The sequence below is a fragment of the Streptomyces sp. NPDC050806 genome (assembly GCF_055586425.1).
On record NZ_JBVJIF010000004.1, the window covers coordinates 631855 to 651155 of the forward strand.

Consider the following 19301-nt stretch of genomic DNA (forward strand, 5'->3'; position numbering starts at 1 on the left):
CGTCCCCTAGGGGGAGGAGTCACAGGGGGGGCAGCCGTCGCCGCGGTGGCCACATGGGCCTGTGGTAGCTTGCCGGAGCCAGTCGTACCTTGCATGTGCATGTGCACCTGTACGGGTCAGGGAATCCGGTGCGAATCCGGAACTGACGCGCAGCGGTGAGGGTGACGGGCGGGACATCTGCCACTGGACGGCGTACGCGGTCCGGGAAGGCGTTCCGTCCGGATGAGCCCGAGTCCGAAGACCTGCTGGCGGCCTCCGGCGCCGGCCGTGCCGGGGGAACACCGCAGACCGGGCTTCGCGCAAGAGCCCTCGACGCCGAAGGAACTCCCGTGCCGCTCCCGCACCCCGTCCGTCGTGCCGCCGTTTTCCTGGTGGCCACCGCGCTGCTCGCCGGATGCGGCGGTGGCGCCTCGCCGACGGAGGGCTCCGCCAAGGGCGGGAGCGCCGGCCGGTCCGTCTCCCTCGACAACTGCGGGCGGAAGGTGCGCGTCGACGGCCCCCCGAAGCGCGCCGTCTCCCTCAACCAGGGAACGACGGAGATCATGCTCTCCCTCGGTCTGGCCGACCGCATGGTGGGCACCGCCACCTGGACCGACCCGGTGCTCAAGGGCCTGGAGAGGGCCGATTCCACGGTCGAGCGGCTGGCCGACAACGGCCCGTCCTTCGAGGAGGTGCTGGCCACCGAGCCCGACTTCGTCGCTGCCTCGTTCGCCTCCACCCTCGGCAAGGGCGGGGTGGCCACGCGAGGGCAGTTCGACGAGCTGGGCGTACCGACGTACCTCTCCCCCAGCGACTGCACCGGCAAGGACAACGGCGGCGACGGCGACGGGTCCCGCACGAAGCCGGTGACCATGGACGTCGTCTACGGCGAGGTCCGCGACCTGGCCAGGATCTTCGGCGTCGAGGAGCGCGGCGAGCGGCTCGTCGACGGCCTGAAGGCACGGGTGAAGAAGGCCACCGCCGGCATCGACGCCCATGACGTCACGATGCTGTACTGGTTCGCCAACTCCGAGTCGCCCTACATGGCGGGCTGTTGCGGCGCCCCCGGCGCCGTCACCCGGGCGCTCGGCGCCAAGAACGTCTTCGACGACACCCACGAGGAGTGGCCGCAGATCAACTGGGAGACCGTCGCGGACCGCAACCCCGCCGTCCTGGTGATCGGCGACCTCACCCGCAGGTCGGAGACGGCCGAGACCGCCGCGAAGAAGATCGAGTTCCTCTCGGAGAACCCGGTCACCAAGAACATGGACGCGGTCAGGCACAAGCGGTACGTGCTGCTCAGCGGCCAGTCGATGAACCCCACCATCCGCACCGTCGAGGCCGTGGAGAAGGTCGCGGCGGCGCTGCGCAGCCACGGACTCGACAAGTGACCCCGGCGCGGCCCGCCGCACCGGCCGCGATACGCGGGCTGCGGCAGGCCCTGGCCTGGGCGGCCGGGCTCGCGGCGCTCTGCGCGTCCGTCGCCGTGGCCATCACCATCGGCCCGGCGGACATCGGGGTCGGTGACGTCTGGTCCACGGTGGCGGCCCACCTGGGCCGGGGGCACGGTGACCTGACCCCCATCCGGGACGGGATCGTGTGGAACCTGCGGCTCCCCCGCACCCTGCTCGCGGCGGTGTGCGGCGCCGGGCTGGCCGTGTGCGGCGCGGTCATGCAGTCGCTGCTGCGCAACCCGCTCGCCGACCCCTTCGTCCTGGGCGTCTCGTCCGGCGCCTCGACCGGCGCGGTCATGATCGTCGTACTCGGCGTGGGCGGTGGAGCGCTGTCGCTCTCCGGCGGTGCGTTCGTGGGCGCCGTGTGCGCCTTCGCGCTGGTCCTGCTGCTCAGTCACGTACTCGGCGGATCCACGGACCGGGTGGTGCTCTCCGGTGTCGCGGCCATGCAGCTGTTCTCCGCGCTCACCTCCTTCATCGTGCTGACGGCGGCCGACGCGGAGACCACGCGCGGCGTGCTGTTCTGGCTCCTCGGCTCGCTCGGCGGGGCCGGCTGGACGGACGTCTGCCTGTGTCTGGCCGCGCTGGCGGTGGCCCTGGTGGTCTGCCTCGGGCACGCCAGGTCGCTCGACGCGTTCGCGTTCGGGCAGGACGCGGCGGCCGCGCTGGGCGTCTCCGTGACCCGCACCCGGTGGATCCTGCTGTCCACCACCGCGCTGCTGACCGCCGCGCTGGTCAGCTCGGCCGGAGCGATCGGCTTCGTCGGCCTGGTGCTGCCGCACGCCGCACGCGCCCTCACCGGACCGGGCCACGGCAGGCTGCTGCCGGTCACCGCGCTGGCCGGGGCGGTGTTCCTCATCTGGATCGACACGCTCGCCCGCACGGTGCTGGACCCGCAGGAGGTCCCGGTGGGCGTGGTCACCTCGCTGATCGGCGTGCCCGCTTTCGTCCTCGTCCTGTACCGCACCCGGAGCACCCGATGACCGATCCCGCACCGGAGGGCCTGCGCGCCGACCGGGTCTCCCGCACCGCCGGCGGCACCCTGGTCCTGGACGGGGTCAGCCTCACCCCGCGCCCCGGCACCCTCAACGGGCTGCTCGGCCCCAACGGGTCGGGCAAGTCCACCCTGCTGCGGCTGCTCTCCGGTGTCACCGCTCCGGACTCCGGTGTCGTCACCCTCGACGGCCGCCCACTGACTCGGTCGGGCCGCCGGACGGTCGCCCAGCGCGTCGCCGTGGTCGACCAACAGGCCGACACCCAAACGGAGTTGACCGTCCTTGACGTGGTACGGCTGGGCCGCGTGCCGCACCGCCGCGCATGGGCACCCGCGTCGGCGGCGGACGAGGAGGCCGTCCGTACCGCACTGGCCCGCACCGGCCTGGAGGGCAAGGCCCACCGGCACTGGCACACCCTCTCCGGCGGCGAGCGCCAGCGGACCCAGATAGCCCGCGCCCTCGCCCAGGAGCCGCGCGAGCTGCTGCTGGACGAGCCCACCAACCACCTGGACATCCGGCACCAGCTCGACCTCCTCGACCTGATCGCCGCCCTCCGCCTCACCAGCGTCGTCGCCCTGCACGACCTGAACCTGGCGGCGATGTACTGCGATCAGCTCGTGGTCCTCAAGGAGGGCCGGGTGGTGGCCTGCGGCACACCCGCCGAGGTCCTGACCCGCGAGCTGATCGCGGACGTCTACGGCGTCGCGGCCGACGTCACCCCGGCAGGACCCGACGGCCGCCCGCACGTGCGCTTCCTGCCGTCCGCCCGGAGCTGAGTCCGCGGGGACGGGGTACGCGGCCGCCATGAGCGGTGTCGCCGTCGGTACGTGTTCGTGGACGGACCGGGCGCTGGTGCGGAGCGGGTGGTACCCGCCCGGCCGGCGGGACCCGGAGGGCCGGCTGCGGTACTACGCCGAGCAGTTCCCCGTCGTGGAGGTCGACGCCACGTACTACGCACTGCCCAGCGCACGGAACAGCGCACTGTGGGCGGAGCGCACCCCGGACGGCTTCCGCTTCGACGTGAAGGCGTTCTCCCTGCTGACCGGGCATCCGACCCCGCCGCGGTCGCTCCCGCCCGATCTGCGTCCCGCCGCGGCGCGGCCGGGCGGCGTGCGGGACGCCGACCCGGGACTGCTGGACGAGGTGTGGACGCGGTTCGGGCAGGCCCTGGAACCGCTGCGGCGGGCCGGCCGCCTCGGCACGCTCCTCTTCCAGTTCCCGCCGTGGTGCGCGCCCGGCTCCCGCTGGGAGGCGTTCCTCACCCGCTGCCGGGAGCGCACCCAAGGGTGGCCCGTGGCCGTCGAGTTCCGGCACCCGGGCTGGTGGCAGGGGGACCGTGCGGAACGCACGACGGCACTCCTCACCGAGCTGGGCATGGCGGCCGTGGCCGTGGACATGACGCAGACGCTGCCCCGCTCCGTACCGCCGGTCGCCCCGGTCACCTCGCCGCACACGGCGGTGGTGCGCTTCCACGGCCGCAGCGCCTCGTGGGGCCGCGGCAGCAAGGAGGACCGCTTCCGGTACGCGTACGGGACATCGGAGCTGACGGAGTGGGTGCCGCGCATCCGGCACATGGCGGACCGGGCCGAGCACGTCCACGTCCTCTTCAACAACTGCTGCGGCGACGCGGCGGTACGCGCGGCGGAACACATGCGGGAGCTGCTGACGGGCGACCGCGGCTGACCGCTCACCCGCTGCCGGGCCGGGAGCCACCGGCAGCGCGCAAAGGGCGGCGAGGTACGTTCCCCTCATGCTGACGGTTGCCGTTCTCGCGTTGCCCCGGGTGGTTCCGTTCGATCTGTCGACGCCGGTCGAGGTGTTTCAGCGTGCGCGGCTGGCGGACGGGCGGCCGGGGTACCGGGTGCGGGTCTGTGCCGAGGAGGCGGAGGTGGACGCGGGGACGTTCACGTTGCGGGCGCCGTGGGGGCTGGACGGGCTGGCGGGCGCGGACACCGTCATCGTGCCCGGTACCGCCGATGTCACGGCGCCGGTCGGTCCGGGCGTGCGGGCCGCGCTGCGGCAGGCCGCCGACGCCGGTGCCCGGATCGCCTCGATCTGTTCGGGCACCTTCCCGCTGGCGGCGACCGGGCTCCTCGACGGGCTGCGGGCCACCACCCACTGGGTCGCCGCCGATCTGCTGGCCGCCACGCATCCGGAGATCGAGGTCGACCCGAACGTGCTGTACGTCGACAACGGGCAGTTCCTCACCTCCGCCGGCGCCGCGGCGGGGCTGGACATGTGTCTGCACATGATCCGGCGGGATCATGGTTCCGCGGTGGCCGCCGACGCCGCCCGGCTGTCGGTGATGCCGCTGGAACGCGAGGGCGGGCAGGCGCAGTTCATCGTCCACGACCGGGTGCCCGCGCCGGACGGATCGGTGCTGGAGCCGGTACTGGACTGGCTCCGGGACAACCTCGCCCGCCCGCTGACGCTGGCCGACATCGCCGGCCACGCCGGGGTCAGCACCCGTACGCTCATCCGCCGCTTCCGGGAGCAGACGGGGACCACCCCGCTGCAGTGGCTGCACCGTGCCCGCATCCGGCGGGCCCAGCACCTGCTGGAGACCACGCGGCAGCCGGTCGAGCGCATCGGCGGCGAGGTCGGCTTCGGCTCGCCCACCGCCTTCCGCGACCGCTTCAAGCGCACCACCGGGGTCAGCCCGCACACCTACCGCCGTACCTTCGGCGGGCCCGCCGGGGCGGCGCCGAACGGCGACGATTGGGTGAACGGGCGTGCGATGGCGTAGAGTGAAACCACCGACGCGGGGTGGAGCAGCTCGGTAGCTCGCTGGGCTCATAACCCAGAGGTCGCAGGTTCAAATCCTGTCCCCGCTACTCATCTTCCGGCCCCTCGGCACTTGCCGAGGGGCCGGAAGCGTTTGCGGCGACGGCAGCGCCGGGCCATGTCGTCAGACCGCTTCGCCGGGAGCGGCCGGCCGGGGCACGGGGGCCCGGCCGGCCTGGGCCGGCTGCGGGGCGCCGCGGCCCGCGAGCAGCCGGTACGCGGCCGACCGGAGCCGGATCGTGAGAAGACGTACGGAGTTCACGCCGCCGCACGCTCCGGTCCGGCCTCGATGCGGTCGGCGATCTGGCGGCAGGTGCGCGAGATGATCCGGGAGACGTGCATCTGGGAGAGGCCGAGCCGTTCGGCTATCCGGCTCTGCGTCATGTCGCGGAAGAACCGCAGGTAGAGGATCTCCTTCTCCCGCTCGGGGAGGTCGGTGAGGTACGGCTTGACCGCTTCCCGGGCCACGACCAGGTCGAAACCCGCCTCCGGGGTGCCGAGGGTGTCGGCGAGCGAGCAGCCGTCGTCGCTGTTCTGCAGCTCCGCGTCCAGGGACAGGGGACTGAAGCTGTTCAGGGCCTGGGAACCGAGCAGGACGTCCTCCACGGGCATGCCGGTGTGCTCGGCGATCTGCTCGGGGGTGGGGCCGTGGTCGTCGATGTTGCTGGTGAGTTCCTGGCGGGCGGCGCGTACGCGGTTGCGCAGTTCCTGGACCCGGCGCGGGACGTGCACGCCCCACATGTGGTCCCGGAAGTGGCGCTTGATCTCGCCGATGACCGTGGGCACGGCGAAGCTCTCGAAGGCGTTGCCGTGCGCGGGGTCGTAACGGTCGACGGCCTTGACCAGGCCCATGGCGGCGACCTGCTGGAGGTCCTCCAGGTTCTCACCGCGGTTGCGGAAGCGCAGCGCGAGGCGCTCGGCCATCGGCAGCCAGGCGCTGATGACCCGGCCGCGCAGCTCCTGCCGCTCGGGACCGTCCGCCAGCGTCACCAGGCGCCGGAAGTCCTCGGCGGTGTCGGGGGCGTCGTCGTGCGGGTGCCGGCCGCGGCGCCCGGTGGTGGCGGGGGCCGCCGGCTTCGCCGCGCGGCGCTGCCGCTTGATGCCGCGGGGCTTGTTCGGCGGGCGGTTCTGGGACTGCTCGGCGCGACGCCGCGTGGCGCGGGCCTCCGTGCCGCGCTCCGGTGCCGATGCCGCCGCGTCCGACACCTCGCACGCCTCCGGAACCTCCGCGGCGAACCGGCGGTCTTCGGTCTGCACTGTGTTCTGCGTCTTCACGAGCATGGTCCGGGCTCCTGGGTCAGCATCTCGTTCCAAATGGACACTTCTTCATCCGTGGAAGAGCGGCCTGACAGGCGCGTCCTGCGGAAGTCACACTGCTCCCACGGGGCGTGCCTACGGGCCGAAGCACGTAACTCCTGCTGCCCCCGGCTTTCCCCGGCAAACAACCCGCCGAAAATTTTTCCCGACGGCCTTCCCCGCCCGACCCACACCGCTTGTGAGCTGGGCTTTCGGGCTGACCGCGCCCGCCGACGTGACGCTCCGGTCCGGATCGCGGCTGATGGTCTCGGGCCCCAACGGAGCGGGCAAGTCCACGCTGCTCGCCGTGCTCGCCGGGCACCTGGCACCGGACTCCGGGCAGGTGCACCACGCCCGGCACGCGCGGGTCCGGCTGCTCCGCCAGGAGTCCGCCGCACCGGCCCGCCGCCGCGCCCGCGAGCTGTACGACGCACAGCTCTCGCCGCGCTGGTCACGGCCGGGCGGCTGGACGGTGGCGAGACGCTGCCCCTGGAGCAACTGGGGCTGCTCGCCCGGCGCGATCTGGACCGGCCCGTGCGGGAGTTGTCCATGGGCCAGCAGCGGCGGCTGGACCTCGCCCTCGCACTGGCCGCCCGGCCGCACGCCCTGCTGCTGGACGAGCCGACCAACCATCTCTCGATCGCCCTGGTCGACGAGTTGACCGAGGCGCTCGAAGCGACGGCGGCCGCGGTGGTGATGGCCACCCACGACCGTCGGCTCCGCCGCGACACCGCGCACTGGCCGCACCTCGCGCTCGGTGCCGGCGCCACGGGCTCCGCACAGGCCGGTGCACAGGCCACCGCCGAATCCGTCGCCGCCCGCGGAAATCCTGTGGCAGGAGCGGCTTCGGGCCGGGCATAGTGCCGGCCGCCAGGGGACAGCGGAACGCGAGAGGTGCGCATGGGCGACGGTACGGGGTGGAACGGCGGGCCGGGCGGCGGTGTGCCGCTCGTACGGCGGCTGCTCGCCGCGCAGTTCCCCCGGTGGGCGGGGCTGCCCGTCGAGCCGGTGCGGACCGCGGGGACGGCCAACGCCGTGTTCCGGCTCGGCGCCGACATGGTCGCACGGCTCCCGCGGACGGCGGGTTCGGCGGCGGACGTGGCGAAGGAACACCGGTGGCTGCCGTGGCTCGCGCCGCGGCTGCCGGTGGCCGTGCCCGTGCCGCTGGGCCGGGGGACGCCGGCCGAGGACTTCCCCTGGGACTGGTCCGTCCACCGCTGGCTCCCGGGCACCGATCCGGTGGTCGGACGCGCGCCCGGCCCGGGGGTTCCGGTGTCCGCGCCGGACCCCGCCCTGCTCGCGAAGGACCTGGCCGCGTTCGTCACGGCGCTGCACCGGATCGAACCGGCGGACGGCCCGCCGTCGTTCCGCAGTGCGCCGCTGGCGACGCGGGACAACGTGACCCGTGGCGCCCTCGAAGTGGTGCGCGGCACCGTCGATGCGGTGGCGGCGGCCGCCGTGTGGGAAGCGGCGCTGCGGGCGCCGGAGCCGGCCGGCCCGGCGGTCTGGATCCACTCGGACCTCCAGCCGGGGAACGTCCTGCTCGACGGCGGACGGCTCAGCGCCGTCATCGACTTCGGCTGCCTGGGGCTCGGCGATCCCGCGGTCGATCTGCTCGCCGCGTGGTACCTGCTGCCGGCCGGCGCGCGCGGGACCTTCCGGGCCGGCGTGGGTGCGGACGACGCGGCCTGGGCGCGCGGGCGCGGCTGGGCGCTGTCGGTGGCCCTCCTCGAACTGCGCGCCTACCGGGAGAGCAATCCGCGGATGGCGGGCATCGCGCGGCATGTGATCGACGAAGTCACCGCCGATCACAGGAGTGGCAGCCGCACGCCGTTCTGAGCCGCGCCGGTCAGTGGCCGCCGCCCGGCTTGCGGCCCCACGCGGAGATCAGCGGGGCCATCGTGAGGTCGAGCCGCCCCGCGGTGACGTTCGCGAGGTGTTCCTCGATCTCGGCTTCGGTGGCGAGACCGGCCTCGACGAGGCGGCCACGGAGCTGCCGTACGGTCGCGGCCTCCAGCGTGTCGCAGGCCGGCGAGGTGACCGGGAAGTACGCGTCGGCCGCCACTTCGGTGAGGCCCGCCTCGCGCAGCAGGCGGGGCAGGGTCCGCCCGAAGGCCAGGTCGGCGCCGCGCCGGGCCAGCAGTTCGCGGGAGCCGCGCCGCAGCCGGTTGGCGAGCCGCTCGGCGGGCCCGTGCTCGTCCAGGCAGCACAGCGGCTGGAGCGCCGGGTCGGCGTCCTCCAGTACCAGCACACCGCCGGGCCGGAGCGTCCGCACCATCGACGCGAGGGCGGCCGCGCGCTCCGGTACGTGCAGCAGGACCAGGCGTGCGTGCACCAGGTCGAACGTGCCGGGCGGCGGCTCCTCCGCCGCCACGTCGTGCCGTACCACCTCGAACGGGGCGTCCGGCGGCATCCACACGGTGTCGATGTCGGTCGCCAGGACGCGGCCGGCCGGGCCGGTGCGCGCGGCCAGCCAGGCCGGTACGCCGGGACTGCCCGCGCCGACCTCCCAGCAGTGCCAGCCCTCGGTCACGCCCACGGCCGTCAGATGCCGGAAGGTGACCGGGTCGAAGAGCTCGGACATCGCACCGAAGCGCTGTCCGGCCTCGGTCTGCTGATTGTCGAGGAGGTATCCGTCGCCGTTCGCGTGTGCCATCCGGTGATCGTAGGACGCGGCCCGCCGGGCGTGCCGTCCACGGTGCGGGCCGCGGGCAGCCCGGCGCGCCGTCCACCGTGCGGGATAATGCCGGCATGCGTATCTCAGCCAGGGCGGACTACGCGGTACGGGCCGCGCTGCAGCTCGCCGCCTGTAACGACGCCGGACCGCTCAAGGCCGAGGCCATCGCCGCCGCCCAGGACATCCCGCACAAGTTTCTCGAAGGCATCCTGAACGACATGCGCCGCGGCGGGCTGGTGCGCAGCCAGCGCGGCGGCAACGGCGGTTACCGGCTGGCCCGGCCCGCCGAGGCCATCAGCATCGCGGAGGTCATCCGCGCGGTGGACGGGCCGCTGGTGTCGGTGCGCGGCGTCCGGCCGCCGGAGCTGTCGTACACCGGGCCCGCCGAATCGCTGCTGCCGCTGTGGGTCGCGCTGCGCGCCAATGTCCGGCAGATCCTGGACGGGGTGTCGCTGGCCGATGTCGCGTCCGCCCGACTCCCCGCCGACGTCCTGTCGCTGACGGAGAGTCCGGAAGCCTGGACCAACCCCTGACGCGAACTCCCCTCTGACGGCACCCTTCCCCACCTGGGACGTCTCGCATCGCGAGAGACTTCCGTCCGCTCCTTGAACACCCTCTTGTCACCGGGCGCCGGCGCGCCGAGTATTCCTATCAATCCAGTGGGAAAACTAGGGAATCTGTGAGGTCGCCGTGCGTACGCTGATCCTGTTGGCCTTGGCCGGGCTGGGTGCCCAACTGGTGGACGGCAGCCTGGGCATGGCCTACGGCGTCACCTCCACCACACTGCTGCTCGCCGTGGGCACCAACCCCGCCGCCGCCTCCGCCACCGTCCATCTCGCCGAGATCGGCACCACCCTCGCCTCGGGCGCCGCGCACTGGCGCTTCGGCAACGTCGACTGGCGGGTCGTGCTGAAGATCGGCATCCCCGGGGCCGTCGGCGCGTTCGCGGGCGCCACGTTCCTCTCCGCGCTCTCCACCGAGCTCGCCGAGCCGGTGATGGCCCTCCTGCTGCTGGGCCTCGGGCTGTACGTGCTGGGCCGGTTCACCGTCGCCGGGCTGCCCACCGACAAGCTGGACAAGCCGCTGCGCAAGCGGTTCCTGTCCCCGCTCGGGCTGGTCGCCGGGTTCCTGGACGCCACCGGCGGCGGTGGCTGGGGTCCGGTCGGCACGCCGGCGATCCTGGCCAGCGGCCGGTTGGAGCCCCGCAAGGTCATCGGCTCCATCGACACCAGCGAGTTCCTGGTCGCGGTCGCCGCGAGCCTCGGCTTCCTCGTCGGCCTCGGCGGCGAAGGCGTCAACTGGCTCTGGGCGGTGGCCCTGCTGGCCGGTGGGCTGATCGCCGCGCCGATCGCCGCCTGGCTGGTCCGCCACGTACCGCCGCGCATCCTCGGCTCCGCCGTGGGCGGCCTCATCGTCCTGACCAACATCCGCACCCTGCTGCGCAGCGACTGGCTCGGCGCCGGCGACGCCACCCAGTGGACGGTCTACGGCTTCGTCTACGTCCTGTGGGCGGCGGCCGTCGCCTACTCGGTCAAGGAACACCGCCGCGCGAACAGGGCCACGGAGCGGCCCGCGGCGGAGCCGGCGGACACCCGGCCCGCCGAGGCCACCACCACCTGACGGCCGCCGCCCCGAACCCCCCACCCCGCAACCCCTCCCGGAGGTATCGCGTGTCCCTCGACACCCCTTGTCCGGCGCCCGCCGGGCAGCCGGCCGACGGCGGGCCCTGGCCGCGCACCGTGCGGGAACTCGCCGACGACCTCGCCGTGGACGCGAGCGCCCGCGACCGGGCGGGCAAGCCGCCCTACGAGGAGGTCTCCGGGCTGCGCGAGGCCGGGCTGCCGGCCTTCCTCGCGCCGCCCGGCCCGGACGGCCGCGGCACGGACTGGCGCACCGCCTGCGCCGCCGTACGGGAGATCGCCACGGCCGACAGTTCCCTCGCGGAGCTCCTCGCCCACCACCACGTGACGTCCTGGGGACCCCGGCTCTTCGGCACCCCGGAACACGCCGCGCGGCTCGAACTCCGGGCCGCGCGCGGGCGGTGGCTCTGGGCGGGGCGCACCGACGCGCCGGAGAGCCCGGACGGCAGCGGCCTGTGGCTCGCGCCGCACGGCAGGAAGTACGTGCTCAACGGGGTACGCGCGCTGGCCGCCGGCGCGAGCACGGCCGACCGGTTCCTCCTCTCGGCCCACCGCGTCGACACCGGGGAGCCGGTCGTCGTCGTGGTGGACCCGGCGCGGACGACCGTGACCCCCGACGCGCCGGAGGAGCGGCTCGGGCAGCGGCTCACCGGCGCGGCCACCGTCGGCTGCGACGACGTGCCGGTGGCGGCCGCTCAGGTCCTGGGCACGGTCCCGGGGGACGAGCACACCGTCCTCCCGTACACCGCGCTCGCCCCGCTCGCGCTCCGCCTGATCCTGCTCCACGTCGGTCTGGGCAACGCCGAGGGCGCGCTGGCGGAGGCCCGCGACGTGAGCCGCGTGTCGCCGGGCGTCCATCCGTTCACCGACACCGGCAGCGGCGAATACGCCGCGGCGCCCGGCGAGGACCCGTACCTGCTCCTCGCCTACGGCGAGCTGGCGACCGCGGCGCACAGCGCGTCCTCGGTCGTCGGCCACGCCACGGACGCGATGGCGCAGGGGCTGCTGACGGGTCCCGCGCTCGGGCCGGACGAGCGCGCCGAGATCGCGTTCCTCGTCTCCGCGGCCGAGGCCGTCACCGCCGAAGCAGCGCTGCACATCACCACCCGGATCCTCGAACTCACCGCGGGGGCACCGGGTCTCTCCCCCGCCACCGACCCCGGCTTCGACCGCTTCTGGCGAAACGCCCGTACCCTCACCGCACGCAGCTCGGCCACGCACCGGCTCCGCGACATCGGCGCCCACTACCTCAACGGCGCCCGGCCGTCCCTCACTCTGCACGCCTGAGCCCGCGGGGCGGCGGAGGCCGGATCGCGCGGCGGCGCTAGCGGCCGGCGGCCGTCCGGTGCAGCGCGTCGATGACGTCCTCGTCGGAGACCTGCGTGAAGTCGTCGTACCACTCGCCCACCGCACGGAAGTCCGGTGGCCGGCTGAGGCAGAGCAGGTCGTCGGCCTCCTCCGCCAGCGCGGCGGCCGTGGTCGGGGAGGCGACCGGCACGGCGAGGAGGACGGTGGCGGGGCCGTGGCGGCGGAGGGCACGCAGGGCGGCCCGGGCCGTCATGCCGGTGGCCAGGCCGTCGTCGACGAGGACGACCGTACGGCCGGTCAGCTCGGGCGGGGGGCGCCGGCCGCGGTAGAGGTCCTCGCGGCGGTGCAGTTCGGTGCGTTCGCGGGCGACGTCGGCCGCCAGCCCCTCCTCGGTGAGGCCGAGGAACTCCAGGGCGCGGGCGTCGAAGAGCGGCCGGTCCTCGCCGGCGAGGGCGCCGATGGCCAGTTCCGGCTGGCCGGGGGCGCCGATCTTGCGGGCGACGAGGACGTCCAGCGGTGCGCCCAGGTCGCGGGCGATCTCGGCGGCCACCGGGACACCGCCGCGCGGCAGCGCCAGGACGACCGGGCCGTCGGGCGGGTGCCCGCCGACCAGGTCGGGCCGGGTCGTCTCCAGGTGTTCCCGCACCCGCCGCGCGAGCTGCCGGCCGGCGTCTCCGCGGTCCGTGAAGCGCCTCACAGCGGGCCGCCCTCCCGGTGCGGCGGCCTGCCCGGCGCGAAGAACCAGTCGCGGGCCACGATGGCGACCTGGTCCAGGGCGCCGGACTCGGGGAAGAGGTGGGTGGCGCCGGGGATCACGTGGAGTGCGCAGCGGACCGGCAGCCGGTCGGCGGCCTGCCGGTTCAGCTCCAGTACCTCCGTGTCGCGGCCGCCCACGATCAGCAGGACGGGGGCGCGTACCCGGCTCAGCGCGGCACCGGCGAGGTCGGGGCGGCCGCCGCGGGAGACGACGGAGCTGACGCGGTCGGCGCGTTCGGCGGCGGCCACCAGCGCGGCGGCGGAGCCGGTGCTGGCGCCGAAGAGGTGCGGGCGCAGGCCCGCGGTGGCCGGGTGGGTGCGGAGCAGGTCGACGGCCGCCACGACCCGTTCGCCGAGCAGGCCGATGTCGAAGCGGTGTTCCCGGGTCACCTCGTCGACCCGGTCCTCGTCCTCGGTCAGCAGGTCCAGCAGGAGGGTGGCCAGGTCGTTGGCGTGCAGGTACTCGGCGACCCCGCGGTTGCGGGGGCTGTGCCGGGAGCTGCCGCTGCCGTGCGCGAAGACGACCACACCGCTGGGGTGCTCGGGGACTCGCAGATCGCCCGTCAGGGAGGCGTCACCGGCCGGTACGGACACCGTTTCGTCGAAGGTCATCGGACTCGCTCCCGCTCTGTTCGCCGGCGGTATGTCGCTCACCGATACGGGTAACCCCTCACGCAAGATCGTACTCTTCCGTGCAAAGCGGGCAAACGTGACCCCGGCGGGCCGGGCGCGCACGGGCTCTTGTCAGCTCCGGTGGTATGGACCATTCTGGCTGCCGACCGACGCCGGATCATGCCGATGGATGCCGAGGTGTGCCATGAACGACCGCTCGTCAGCGTCAGGACCCTCCGGGCGGCTCGGCCGCCGCGGCTTCCTCGGCGCGCTGGCGGCGGGCGCCTCGGCCGCCGGCCTGGCGACCGCGGGCGCGGCACCGGCCACCGCTGCGGGGCGCGACGGGCACCGGGGATCCGACGGACTCCGGCCGCTGTTCCTGGGGACCTACACCTCGATGCCGGGCGGCGGCAGCGGCATCGGACTGGCGGCGTACGACCCGGCGACGGGGCTGATCACCGGCAACGGCGTGCTCCCCGGCGTCGCCGACCCGTCCTACCTCACCCTCTCCCCCGACGGCGGGACGCTGTACGCGGTCGACGAGAGCACGGACGGCGCGGTCACCGCCGTGGCACTCGCCGCGGACGGCGCGCACCGCGTGCTGGGCAGCCGGCCGACGGGCGGAGCCGGCCCCTGCCACCTGTCCGTCCACCCCTCCGGCCGCTGGCTGCTGAGCGCCAACTACTCCTCCGGCAGCGTCGCCGTGCACCCCGTCGACACCACGACGGGCGCCCTCGGCGAGCGCACCGACCTGGTGACGCACTCCGCGCCGCCGCCGGGCCCCGGCCAGGACGGCCCGCACGCGCATCAGATCGTCACCACGCCCGACGGCGGTCACGTCCTCGCCTTGGACCTGGGCACCGACACGGTGTACACGTACCGCCTGGACCCGTCTGCCGGCACACTGCACCAGGTGTCGACGGCGGCGCTGCGCCCCGGAGCGGGCCCGCGCCAGCTGACCTTCCACCCCGGGGGCCGGTACGCCTACCTCGCCAACGAGGTCGACAACACGGCGGTGGTCTGCGCGTACGACCCCGCCACCGGCCGGCTCACGCCCGGCGCCCCGCAGTCCACCGGGACCGGGGACGGGACCAGCTACCCGGCGCAGTTCCTGGTCACCCCCGACGGCCGGTTCGCCTATCTCGCCAACCGCGGGCACAACAGCCTGACCCGGTACGCCGTGGCGGAGGACGGCGCCCGGCTGCGGCTGCTGGACACCGTGCCGGTGGGCGGCGACTTCCCCCGGCACATCACGTTCTCACCGGACCACCGGCTGCTGTTCGCGGGGAATCAGCGGTCGAACACGGTCACCGTCTTCGCCGTCGACCCGGACTCGGGAGACCTGCGGCCCACCGGGACGCCGTTCGAGGCGCCGATGCCGGTGTGTGTGCTGCCGCTGCAGTGACGAGCGCTGGGTGGGTCCTCCGCGGAGGACCCACCCAGCGCCCCTGCCCTCAGCTGCTCAGCCGGCTGCCCAGCAGCTGCTTGCCCAGCTCGGCACCCTTGCGGCTGTCGGCCTGGGCCTTGCGGAACAGCTCCGCCAGCTCGGCGTCCTTCTCCCGCTCCGCGTCCTGGATGTACGTCTCCATCCGCAGCGCGTTGTCCAGGCACGTCTGCGTGTACCAGAGCAGGTTGTAGTTCTTGTCCTTCGTCCCGGTGGCCTCACCGGACTCGTGCGTGCGGGTCATGTGACCGACCTCCACGTCGTGGACTGGGACGTTGCGGGTGTCCGCGGCCCGACGCCCCAAACGCCGGGCCACGGACCCGGCCGGTTCCCACCGGTCCCCGGGGAAGGCACGCGGAAGGGGGACCTACGGTCCGGACATACGGGACGAAGGTCCCGCTTGCCGGGGTGCCGCGGGCGGCATCACAGGCTCGGAGCGCCGTTCCGCGTGCTCCGAGGTCCGACCCGTACGACAGAAGGAAGGCACCGCCATGCTCCGGCCTGCGCCGACCTCGCCCGCCCGCCTCACTCCCCCGGTCACCCCGGATCTCCTCGCGGATCTCGCGGTGGCCGCCTGCACCGCACGCGCCCGGCTGCCGCGCGTCCCCGACATGACGGTGCCGCACGACGCCGACAGCACCGCCGGACTGCGCTCCATAGAAGCGCTGCGCCCCACCTTCGCCGCCGTCGCGGAGACCGCCGACGGCCGCGCCCTCGACCGCGGGCTGCGCACCGAACTGGGCGGGCTCGGCGAGCGGGCCGCGGACGGGACCGCCGCCCACCGGGGCGAGCTGTGGGCCGTCGGGCTGCTCGTGGCGGGCGCGGCGGCCACCGGCTGCCGGTCGGCGTACACGGCCTGCGCGGCGGCGGCGACACTGGCCCGGCTGCCGTACGACGGCGCGCCCGGCCCCGCGGACACGCCGGGCGGCCGGGCCCGGCTGCACTTCCACGTACCCGGCGCGACCGGCCAGGCCCACTCGGGGTTCCCGCACATACGGCGGGTCGCGCTGCCCGCGCTGCGCGAGTCCCGGGCGCACGGCAGGCCCGAGACCGCCGCGCGGATGGACGCGCTGCTGACCTTGATGGCGACGCTGGACGACACCTCGCTGCTGCACGAGGGCGGACCGGCGGCGCTGCTCTCGGTACAGATGGACGCCCGGGACGTGGTGCGGGCCGGCGGTTACGACAGCCCGGGCGGCCGCGCCGCACTGGACCGGCTGCACGCCCGCATGCGCGACTCCGGACTGGCCCCCCGCGGCAGCCACGCGGTGCTGTCAGCCGCCCTCTTCCTGGACTTCACGTTCGGCCCGGAGAACCCGGCCCCGGGCACCTGAAAGCCGGCGGGGCAGCCCCTCCCGAGGCTCCTGGCCTGCCCCGCCTTCAACTCTTTCCGGCCCAGGACGTTCTCCTACGTGTCCGAGTTGACGATGCCGGCGAGGGCCTGCAGGCCAGTAACGACCTCGGACGCGTCGGGGGCCTGCTCGGGGTCTGTGAGCCACTGGGTCATCAGGCCCGTGAACAGGGCCATCTGCGCGGCGCCCAGGGTGCGGGCGGCAGCGTCGTCCGTCTCGCCCTCGGGCGTGCTGAGCAGCAGGGCGGCCAGGCCCCGACGACCCTGCGCTTGTCCGCCGGCCAGATGGCGGCGCAGCTCCTCGGAGTGCTCGGCCTGCAGGAGGGCCTCGATCGTGGCCAGCCACAGGGTTCGGTCGTCCTGGAAGGACTTGATGATCGCGGCCCACATCGCCTTGTAGCGCTCGGCCGCGCTGCTTCCGGTGTCCCCGAAGGAGGCCGGCGTGCGGCCGATCCGTGTGCCCCATTCGTCGATCGCCTCGATGAGGGCGGCATTCAACAGCGCCTCGCGGGAGCCGTAGTGGTAGCCGATGGCGGCCATGCTCACGCCACCTGCGGCGGTCGCGATGTCACGCACAGTGGTGCGGGCCCAGCCCTTCTCCTCCAGGCAGCGCCTGGCCCCCGCCAGCAGATCCTCGCGATTTCCCATGCCGGAACCCTACTCGACAATTGATTCGCCCGTCTTAGGCGTACGCATAAGATGTACGCATTGAACGCTCGCGCAAATCTCTCTATAGTCGCGCCGAATCCACCAGTTGAGGGAGATGCCATGAGCGACGCTCACCCCGTCAGTCGACGCTACCTGCTCGGCCTGGCCGGCACCGTCGCCCTCACCTCGGGGAGCCTCAGCGGCGTCGCCACGGCAGCGGCCTCACCGGCCGCGGGCCCGGTGGACGCCCTGAACCGCGGCGCGCACCCTCTGGACGACCTGGATGCCCTCGCTCACATGGTCGGCGCCGCCCGCATCGTGGGCCTGGGCGAGGCCGGCCACAGCGGCCACGAGTTCTTCACCCTCAAGCAGCGCGTCTTCCGCCACCTCGTGGCCACCAAGGGCTTCACCACCTTCGCCCTGGAGGCGAGTTGGAGCACCGGCCTGCGCCTGGACGCCTATGTCACCCGCGGAGTCGGCGATCCCGCGCGGATCATGCGGGACGAGTTCCAGGGCCAGTACGTCTTCTGGAACACCCAGGAGTATCTCGACCTGATCCACTGGATGCGCCGCTACAACGTTGCCCACCCCGACCGGCCGCGGCTGCGCTTCGTCGGCAACGACCTCGGCTTCCCGGGCAGAACAGCCTTCGACCAGGTCGCGGACTACGTCGCCGAATACCGCCCGGACCTGGCCTCCGACATGGCGGCCTCGTACGCCTCCCTGCGGCCGGAAGCAGGCACCGAGGCCGGCCCGTGGATGACCGACCAGCTCTATGCCAAGAGCCCGACCGAACGGAAGGCCGACGCCGACAAGGCCGCCGCTGCCCTTGCGCTGCTGCGCGACCGGGGGCGCGCGCCAAGCGCCGACAAGCACAGCCGAGAGGCGTACGCCTGGGCGGTGCAGAACGCCACCGCCATCGCCCAGAGCTTCAACGGTTACGCCTTCCCCGACGAGCAGTTCTCCGAGCGGATGCGCTACCGCGACCGGGCCATGGCCGCCAACACCGCCTGGTGGCTGCGCCATCGAGGCGGCAGGATCCTGCTCGCCTCGAACAACGGCCACATCGCCTACACCAGCGACAACCCGGCCCAGTTCCCCGAGCCCACCGGCATGGTCCTGCACCGCCGACTCGGCGACGACTACGTCAGCATCGGCCTGACCTTCAACGAGGGCTCCATCAACGCACTGCCCGACTACACCGCACAGCAGCCCAAGACCTACACCGTCGACCCCGCTCCGAACGGCCACAACGAGAACACCCTCGACAAGGTTCGCCACCGCGACTTCAGCCTCGACCTGCGCACCGCGCCCGCGGCGGCCCGAGCCTGGCTCGACACGGCACGCCCCACTCGCTCCTACGGCCTGTACTGGTCGGCCAAAGACCCGGACACCGCCCTCAGCCGCTCCTACGACATCCTCATCCACCTGCACCAAGTCGAAGCCGGCCACCTTCTCTGACCCGACCGGGCAGGGCGGCCGCGCGGGAGAACGCCGCTGGACCGGTGTTCCCCGAGGCCGTCCGCCCCCGCCTCACCCCTCCGCGTAGCGGCGGAGCAGGGTGCTCAGTTCTGCCTCGAATCCGTCGTACCGGGTGCGGAGTTCCGCTCCCGGCCAGTCCTCGGGGAGCAGGGGCTCCGGGAGGAGAGGGTCGGTGAGGAGGTGGCGGAGGATGGCCGCGGAGACGGTGAAACGGCCGGCCGGGCCGGCGGCTTCGTCGAGGGCGGCGAGGAGGGTACGGGCGCGCGCCGACCAGCCGGCCAGGTCCCACAGCCGGCCGGCGAGGGCGCGCGGGTCGTCGTCCGGCGTCCCGGTCAGCCAGGTGCACTGCGCGGTGGCGACTGCGGGGCGCGGCCGGTCGAGGTTGGCGGGGCGCAGCCAGCTGCCCTCGCGCAGCTCGCCGAGGCGCAGGGCCGCCATCGCCTGGCGGAGCGCGGCGCGCTCCGTGGCGGTCCGCGGCTCGGCGCCGCTGACCAGGGCGATCTCCCACTCCCCCGACCAGGGCACGGTGCACGGTGTGCGGCTGTCGTCCTGCCGGGCCTGGCGGTCCAGGAGCCGTGCGGTGAGCCCGTAGGCGCCGTCGCGCTGCCGCAGGTCACCGGCCGCGACCATCCGGGAGAGGGCGACCCGGACGGTGCCCTCGGCTATGCCGAACAGCTCGCCGACCCGGACCAGGGCGCGGGCGGGCAGCCGGGGCGGGTGGTGGCCTAGGAGGGTGCTGAGCACGACGGAGCGTGCGGTGAGCGGCCGCAGCTCAAGGGGGGCCCGCTCGTCGTCGTGCACCACGGCGGCGCCCCTCGTCCCGGTACTTCTCTTCGTGTCCATGCCTGCCCGGATCCTAACCACCGGACGGCGCC

Annotated in this window: 22 protein-coding genes, 1 tRNA gene and 1 riboswitch; of the genes, 15 read left to right on the top strand and 8 right to left on the bottom strand. The window is 74.0% G+C overall.

Annotated features, from left to right (window positions below; translation table 11 throughout):
- The first annotated feature begins 62 nt into the window (after positions 1–62).
- A riboswitch (cobalamin riboswitch) is annotated at positions 63–264 on the top strand.
- 65 nt (positions 265–329) lie between these two features.
- From ACZ6WH_RS15585 to ACZ6WH_RS15610, 6 genes are all read left to right on the top strand, one after another.
- Entirely contained in the window at positions 330–1370 is a 1041-nt protein-coding gene (locus tag ACZ6WH_RS15585; protein ID WP_469728801.1) for an ABC transporter substrate-binding protein, read from the top strand.
- Positions 1367–2416, top strand: coding sequence for a FecCD family ABC transporter permease (locus ACZ6WH_RS15590; RefSeq protein WP_469728803.1), 1050 nt, complete (start codon positions 1367–1369; stop codon positions 2414–2416). Before ACZ6WH_RS15585 ends, ACZ6WH_RS15590 begins: the two co-directional genes overlap by 4 nt.
- The gene (locus tag ACZ6WH_RS15595; RefSeq protein ID WP_469728805.1) at positions 2413–3204 is read left to right on the top strand and encodes an ABC transporter ATP-binding protein; all 792 of its coding nucleotides are present in this window, start codon (positions 2413–2415) and stop codon (positions 3202–3204) included. Before ACZ6WH_RS15590 ends, ACZ6WH_RS15595 begins: the two co-directional genes overlap by 4 nt.
- Positions 3205–3232: 28 nt before the next feature.
- On the top strand, positions 3233–4111 hold the full coding sequence (locus ACZ6WH_RS15600; RefSeq protein ID WP_469728806.1) for a DUF72 domain-containing protein: 879 nt from the start codon (positions 3233–3235) through the stop codon (positions 4109–4111).
- 67 nt (positions 4112–4178) lie between these two features.
- Positions 4179–5174 carry a GlxA family transcriptional regulator gene (locus ACZ6WH_RS15605; protein ID WP_469728808.1) on the top strand — a complete coding sequence of 332 codons (996 nt, stop codon included), beginning with the start codon at positions 4179–4181 and terminating at the stop codon, positions 5172–5174.
- Positions 5175–5188: 14 nt separating this feature from the next.
- Positions 5189–5262: transfer RNA gene (locus tag ACZ6WH_RS15610), tRNA-Met, on the top strand.
- A 74-nt stretch (positions 5263–5336) separates the two neighbouring features.
- Here the strand turns inward: ACZ6WH_RS15610 and ACZ6WH_RS15615 are convergent.
- Both ACZ6WH_RS15615 and ACZ6WH_RS15620 read right to left on the bottom strand, forming a co-directional pair.
- A complete protein-coding gene (locus tag ACZ6WH_RS15615; RefSeq protein WP_469728810.1) occupies positions 5337–5474 on the bottom strand; it encodes a hypothetical protein in 138 nt (45 codons plus the stop codon).
- Complete coding sequence (locus ACZ6WH_RS15620; protein ID WP_469728812.1) at positions 5471–6493, bottom strand: SigB/SigF/SigG family RNA polymerase sigma factor; 1023 nt, start codon at positions 6491–6493, stop codon at positions 5471–5473. Before ACZ6WH_RS15620 ends, ACZ6WH_RS15615 begins: the two co-directional genes overlap by 4 nt.
- A gap of 277 nt (positions 6494–6770) precedes the next feature.
- Between ACZ6WH_RS15620 and ACZ6WH_RS15625 the strand changes: the two genes are divergently transcribed.
- From ACZ6WH_RS15625 to ACZ6WH_RS15635, 3 genes are read left to right on the top strand one after another with little or no spacing between them, the layout of a single operon-like run.
- Positions 6771–7169, top strand: coding sequence for an ATP-binding cassette domain-containing protein (locus ACZ6WH_RS15625; RefSeq protein WP_469728973.1), 399 nt, complete (start codon positions 6771–6773; stop codon positions 7167–7169).
- A complete protein-coding gene (locus ACZ6WH_RS15630; RefSeq protein ID WP_469728814.1) occupies positions 7058–7369 on the top strand; it encodes an AAA family ATPase in 312 nt (103 codons plus the stop codon). The genes ACZ6WH_RS15625 and ACZ6WH_RS15630 overlap by 112 nt, the downstream gene beginning before the upstream one ends.
- A gap of 39 nt (positions 7370–7408) precedes the next feature.
- Positions 7409–8347 carry an aminoglycoside phosphotransferase family protein gene (locus ACZ6WH_RS15635; protein WP_469728815.1) on the top strand — a complete coding sequence of 313 codons (939 nt, stop codon included), beginning with the start codon at positions 7409–7411 and terminating at the stop codon, positions 8345–8347.
- A gap of 10 nt (positions 8348–8357) precedes the next feature.
- On the opposite strand, the gene ACZ6WH_RS15640 is transcribed toward ACZ6WH_RS15635, so the two are convergent.
- Positions 8358–9164 (bottom strand): methyltransferase domain-containing protein, encoded by an 807-nt coding sequence (locus tag ACZ6WH_RS15640; protein ID WP_469728817.1) that lies wholly within the window; start codon positions 9162–9164, stop codon positions 8358–8360.
- 95 nt (positions 9165–9259) lie between these two features.
- On the opposite strand from ACZ6WH_RS15640, the gene ACZ6WH_RS15645 reads away from it, so the two are divergent.
- From ACZ6WH_RS15645 to ACZ6WH_RS15655, 3 genes are all read left to right on the top strand, one after another.
- Complete coding sequence (locus tag ACZ6WH_RS15645; RefSeq protein ID WP_432860832.1) at positions 9260–9718, top strand: RrF2 family transcriptional regulator; 459 nt, start codon at positions 9260–9262, stop codon at positions 9716–9718.
- 157 nt (positions 9719–9875) lie between these two features.
- The gene (locus tag ACZ6WH_RS15650) at positions 9876–10805 is read left to right on the top strand and encodes a sulfite exporter TauE/SafE family protein (protein ID WP_469728819.1); all 930 of its coding nucleotides are present in this window, start codon (positions 9876–9878) and stop codon (positions 10803–10805) included.
- A 50-nt stretch (positions 10806–10855) separates the two neighbouring features.
- Positions 10856–12112 (top strand): acyl-CoA dehydrogenase family protein, encoded by a 1257-nt coding sequence (locus ACZ6WH_RS15655; RefSeq protein ID WP_469728821.1) that lies wholly within the window; start codon positions 10856–10858, stop codon positions 12110–12112.
- Positions 12113–12149: 37 nt separating this feature from the next.
- Here ACZ6WH_RS15655 and ACZ6WH_RS15660 read toward each other — a convergent pair whose 3' ends face one another.
- Entirely contained in the window at positions 12150–12830 is a 681-nt protein-coding gene (locus tag ACZ6WH_RS15660) for a phosphoribosyltransferase (RefSeq protein ID WP_432860826.1), read from the bottom strand.
- On the bottom strand, positions 12827–13501 hold the full coding sequence (locus tag ACZ6WH_RS15665; RefSeq protein ID WP_469728823.1) for a dienelactone hydrolase family protein: 675 nt from the start codon (positions 13499–13501) through the stop codon (positions 12827–12829). Before ACZ6WH_RS15665 ends, ACZ6WH_RS15660 begins: the two co-directional genes overlap by 4 nt.
- A 205-nt stretch (positions 13502–13706) precedes the next feature.
- Here ACZ6WH_RS15665 and ACZ6WH_RS15670 point away from each other — a divergent pair, with 205 nt between their 5' ends.
- Entirely contained in the window at positions 13707–14906 is a 1200-nt protein-coding gene (locus ACZ6WH_RS15670) for a lactonase family protein (protein ID WP_469728825.1), read from the top strand.
- 49 nt (positions 14907–14955) lie between these two features.
- Here the strand turns inward: ACZ6WH_RS15670 and ACZ6WH_RS15675 are convergent, their stop codons facing one another.
- A complete protein-coding gene (locus ACZ6WH_RS15675; RefSeq protein ID WP_432860820.1) occupies positions 14956–15189 on the bottom strand; it encodes a hypothetical protein in 234 nt (77 codons plus the stop codon).
- 247 nt (positions 15190–15436) lie between these two features.
- On the opposite strand from ACZ6WH_RS15675, the gene ACZ6WH_RS15680 reads away from it, so the two are divergent.
- Positions 15437–16279 (top strand): triphosphoribosyl-dephospho-CoA synthase, encoded by an 843-nt coding sequence (locus tag ACZ6WH_RS15680; protein WP_469728827.1) that lies wholly within the window; start codon positions 15437–15439, stop codon positions 16277–16279.
- Between the two features lie 74 nt (positions 16280–16353).
- Here ACZ6WH_RS15680 and ACZ6WH_RS15685 read toward each other — a convergent pair whose 3' ends face one another.
- Positions 16354–16944, bottom strand: coding sequence for a TetR/AcrR family transcriptional regulator (locus ACZ6WH_RS15685; protein ID WP_469728829.1), 591 nt, complete (start codon positions 16942–16944; stop codon positions 16354–16356).
- Between the two features lie 120 nt (positions 16945–17064).
- Between ACZ6WH_RS15685 and ACZ6WH_RS15690 the strand changes: the two genes are divergently transcribed.
- Complete coding sequence (locus tag ACZ6WH_RS15690) at positions 17065–18405, top strand: erythromycin esterase family protein (protein ID WP_469728831.1); 1341 nt, start codon at positions 17065–17067, stop codon at positions 18403–18405.
- Positions 18406–18477: 72 nt separating this feature from the next.
- On the opposite strand, the gene ACZ6WH_RS15695 is transcribed toward ACZ6WH_RS15690, so the two are convergent.
- Complete coding sequence (locus tag ACZ6WH_RS15695) at positions 18478–19269, bottom strand: PaaX family transcriptional regulator C-terminal domain-containing protein (protein ID WP_469728833.1); 792 nt, start codon at positions 19267–19269, stop codon at positions 18478–18480.
- Between the last annotated feature and the right edge of the window lie 32 nt (positions 19270–19301).

Coding starts and splice junctions, on each gene's coding strand:
- ACZ6WH_RS15595 (WP_469728805.1), top strand. CDS start 2,413: ATGACCGATCCCGCACCGGAGGGCCTGCGCGCCGACCGGGTCTCCCGC.
- ACZ6WH_RS15600 (WP_469728806.1), top strand. CDS start 3,233: ATGAGCGGTGTCGCCGTCGGTACGTGTTCGTGGACGGACCGGGCGCTG.
- ACZ6WH_RS15605 (WP_469728808.1), top strand. CDS start 4,179: ATGCTGACGGTTGCCGTTCTCGCGTTGCCCCGGGTGGTTCCGTTCGAT.
- ACZ6WH_RS15620 (WP_469728812.1), bottom strand. CDS start 6,493: ATGCTCGTGAAGACGCAGAACACAGTGCAGACCGAAGACCGCCGGTTC.
- ACZ6WH_RS15625 (WP_469728973.1), top strand. CDS start 6,771: ATGGTCTCGGGCCCCAACGGAGCGGGCAAGTCCACGCTGCTCGCCGTG.
- ACZ6WH_RS15630 (WP_469728814.1), top strand. CDS start 7,058: ATGGGCCAGCAGCGGCGGCTGGACCTCGCCCTCGCACTGGCCGCCCGG.
- ACZ6WH_RS15635 (WP_469728815.1), top strand. CDS start 7,409: ATGGGCGACGGTACGGGGTGGAACGGCGGGCCGGGCGGCGGTGTGCCG.
- ACZ6WH_RS15640 (WP_469728817.1), bottom strand. CDS start 9,164: ATGGCACACGCGAACGGCGACGGATACCTCCTCGACAATCAGCAGACC.
- ACZ6WH_RS15645 (WP_432860832.1), top strand. CDS start 9,260: ATGCGTATCTCAGCCAGGGCGGACTACGCGGTACGGGCCGCGCTGCAG.
- ACZ6WH_RS15665 (WP_469728823.1), bottom strand. CDS start 13,501: ATGACCTTCGACGAAACGGTGTCCGTACCGGCCGGTGACGCCTCCCTG.
- ACZ6WH_RS15670 (WP_469728825.1), top strand. CDS start 13,707: ATGAACGACCGCTCGTCAGCGTCAGGACCCTCCGGGCGGCTCGGCCGC.
- ACZ6WH_RS15675 (WP_432860820.1), bottom strand. CDS start 15,189: ATGACCCGCACGCACGAGTCCGGTGAGGCCACCGGGACGAAGGACAAG.
- ACZ6WH_RS15680 (WP_469728827.1), top strand. CDS start 15,437: ATGCTCCGGCCTGCGCCGACCTCGCCCGCCCGCCTCACTCCCCCGGTC.
- ACZ6WH_RS15685 (WP_469728829.1), bottom strand. CDS start 16,944: ATGGGAAATCGCGAGGATCTGCTGGCGGGGGCCAGGCGCTGCCTGGAG.
- ACZ6WH_RS15690 (WP_469728831.1), top strand. CDS start 17,065: ATGAGCGACGCTCACCCCGTCAGTCGACGCTACCTGCTCGGCCTGGCC.
- ACZ6WH_RS15695 (WP_469728833.1), bottom strand. CDS start 19,269: ATGGACACGAAGAGAAGTACCGGGACGAGGGGCGCCGCCGTGGTGCAC.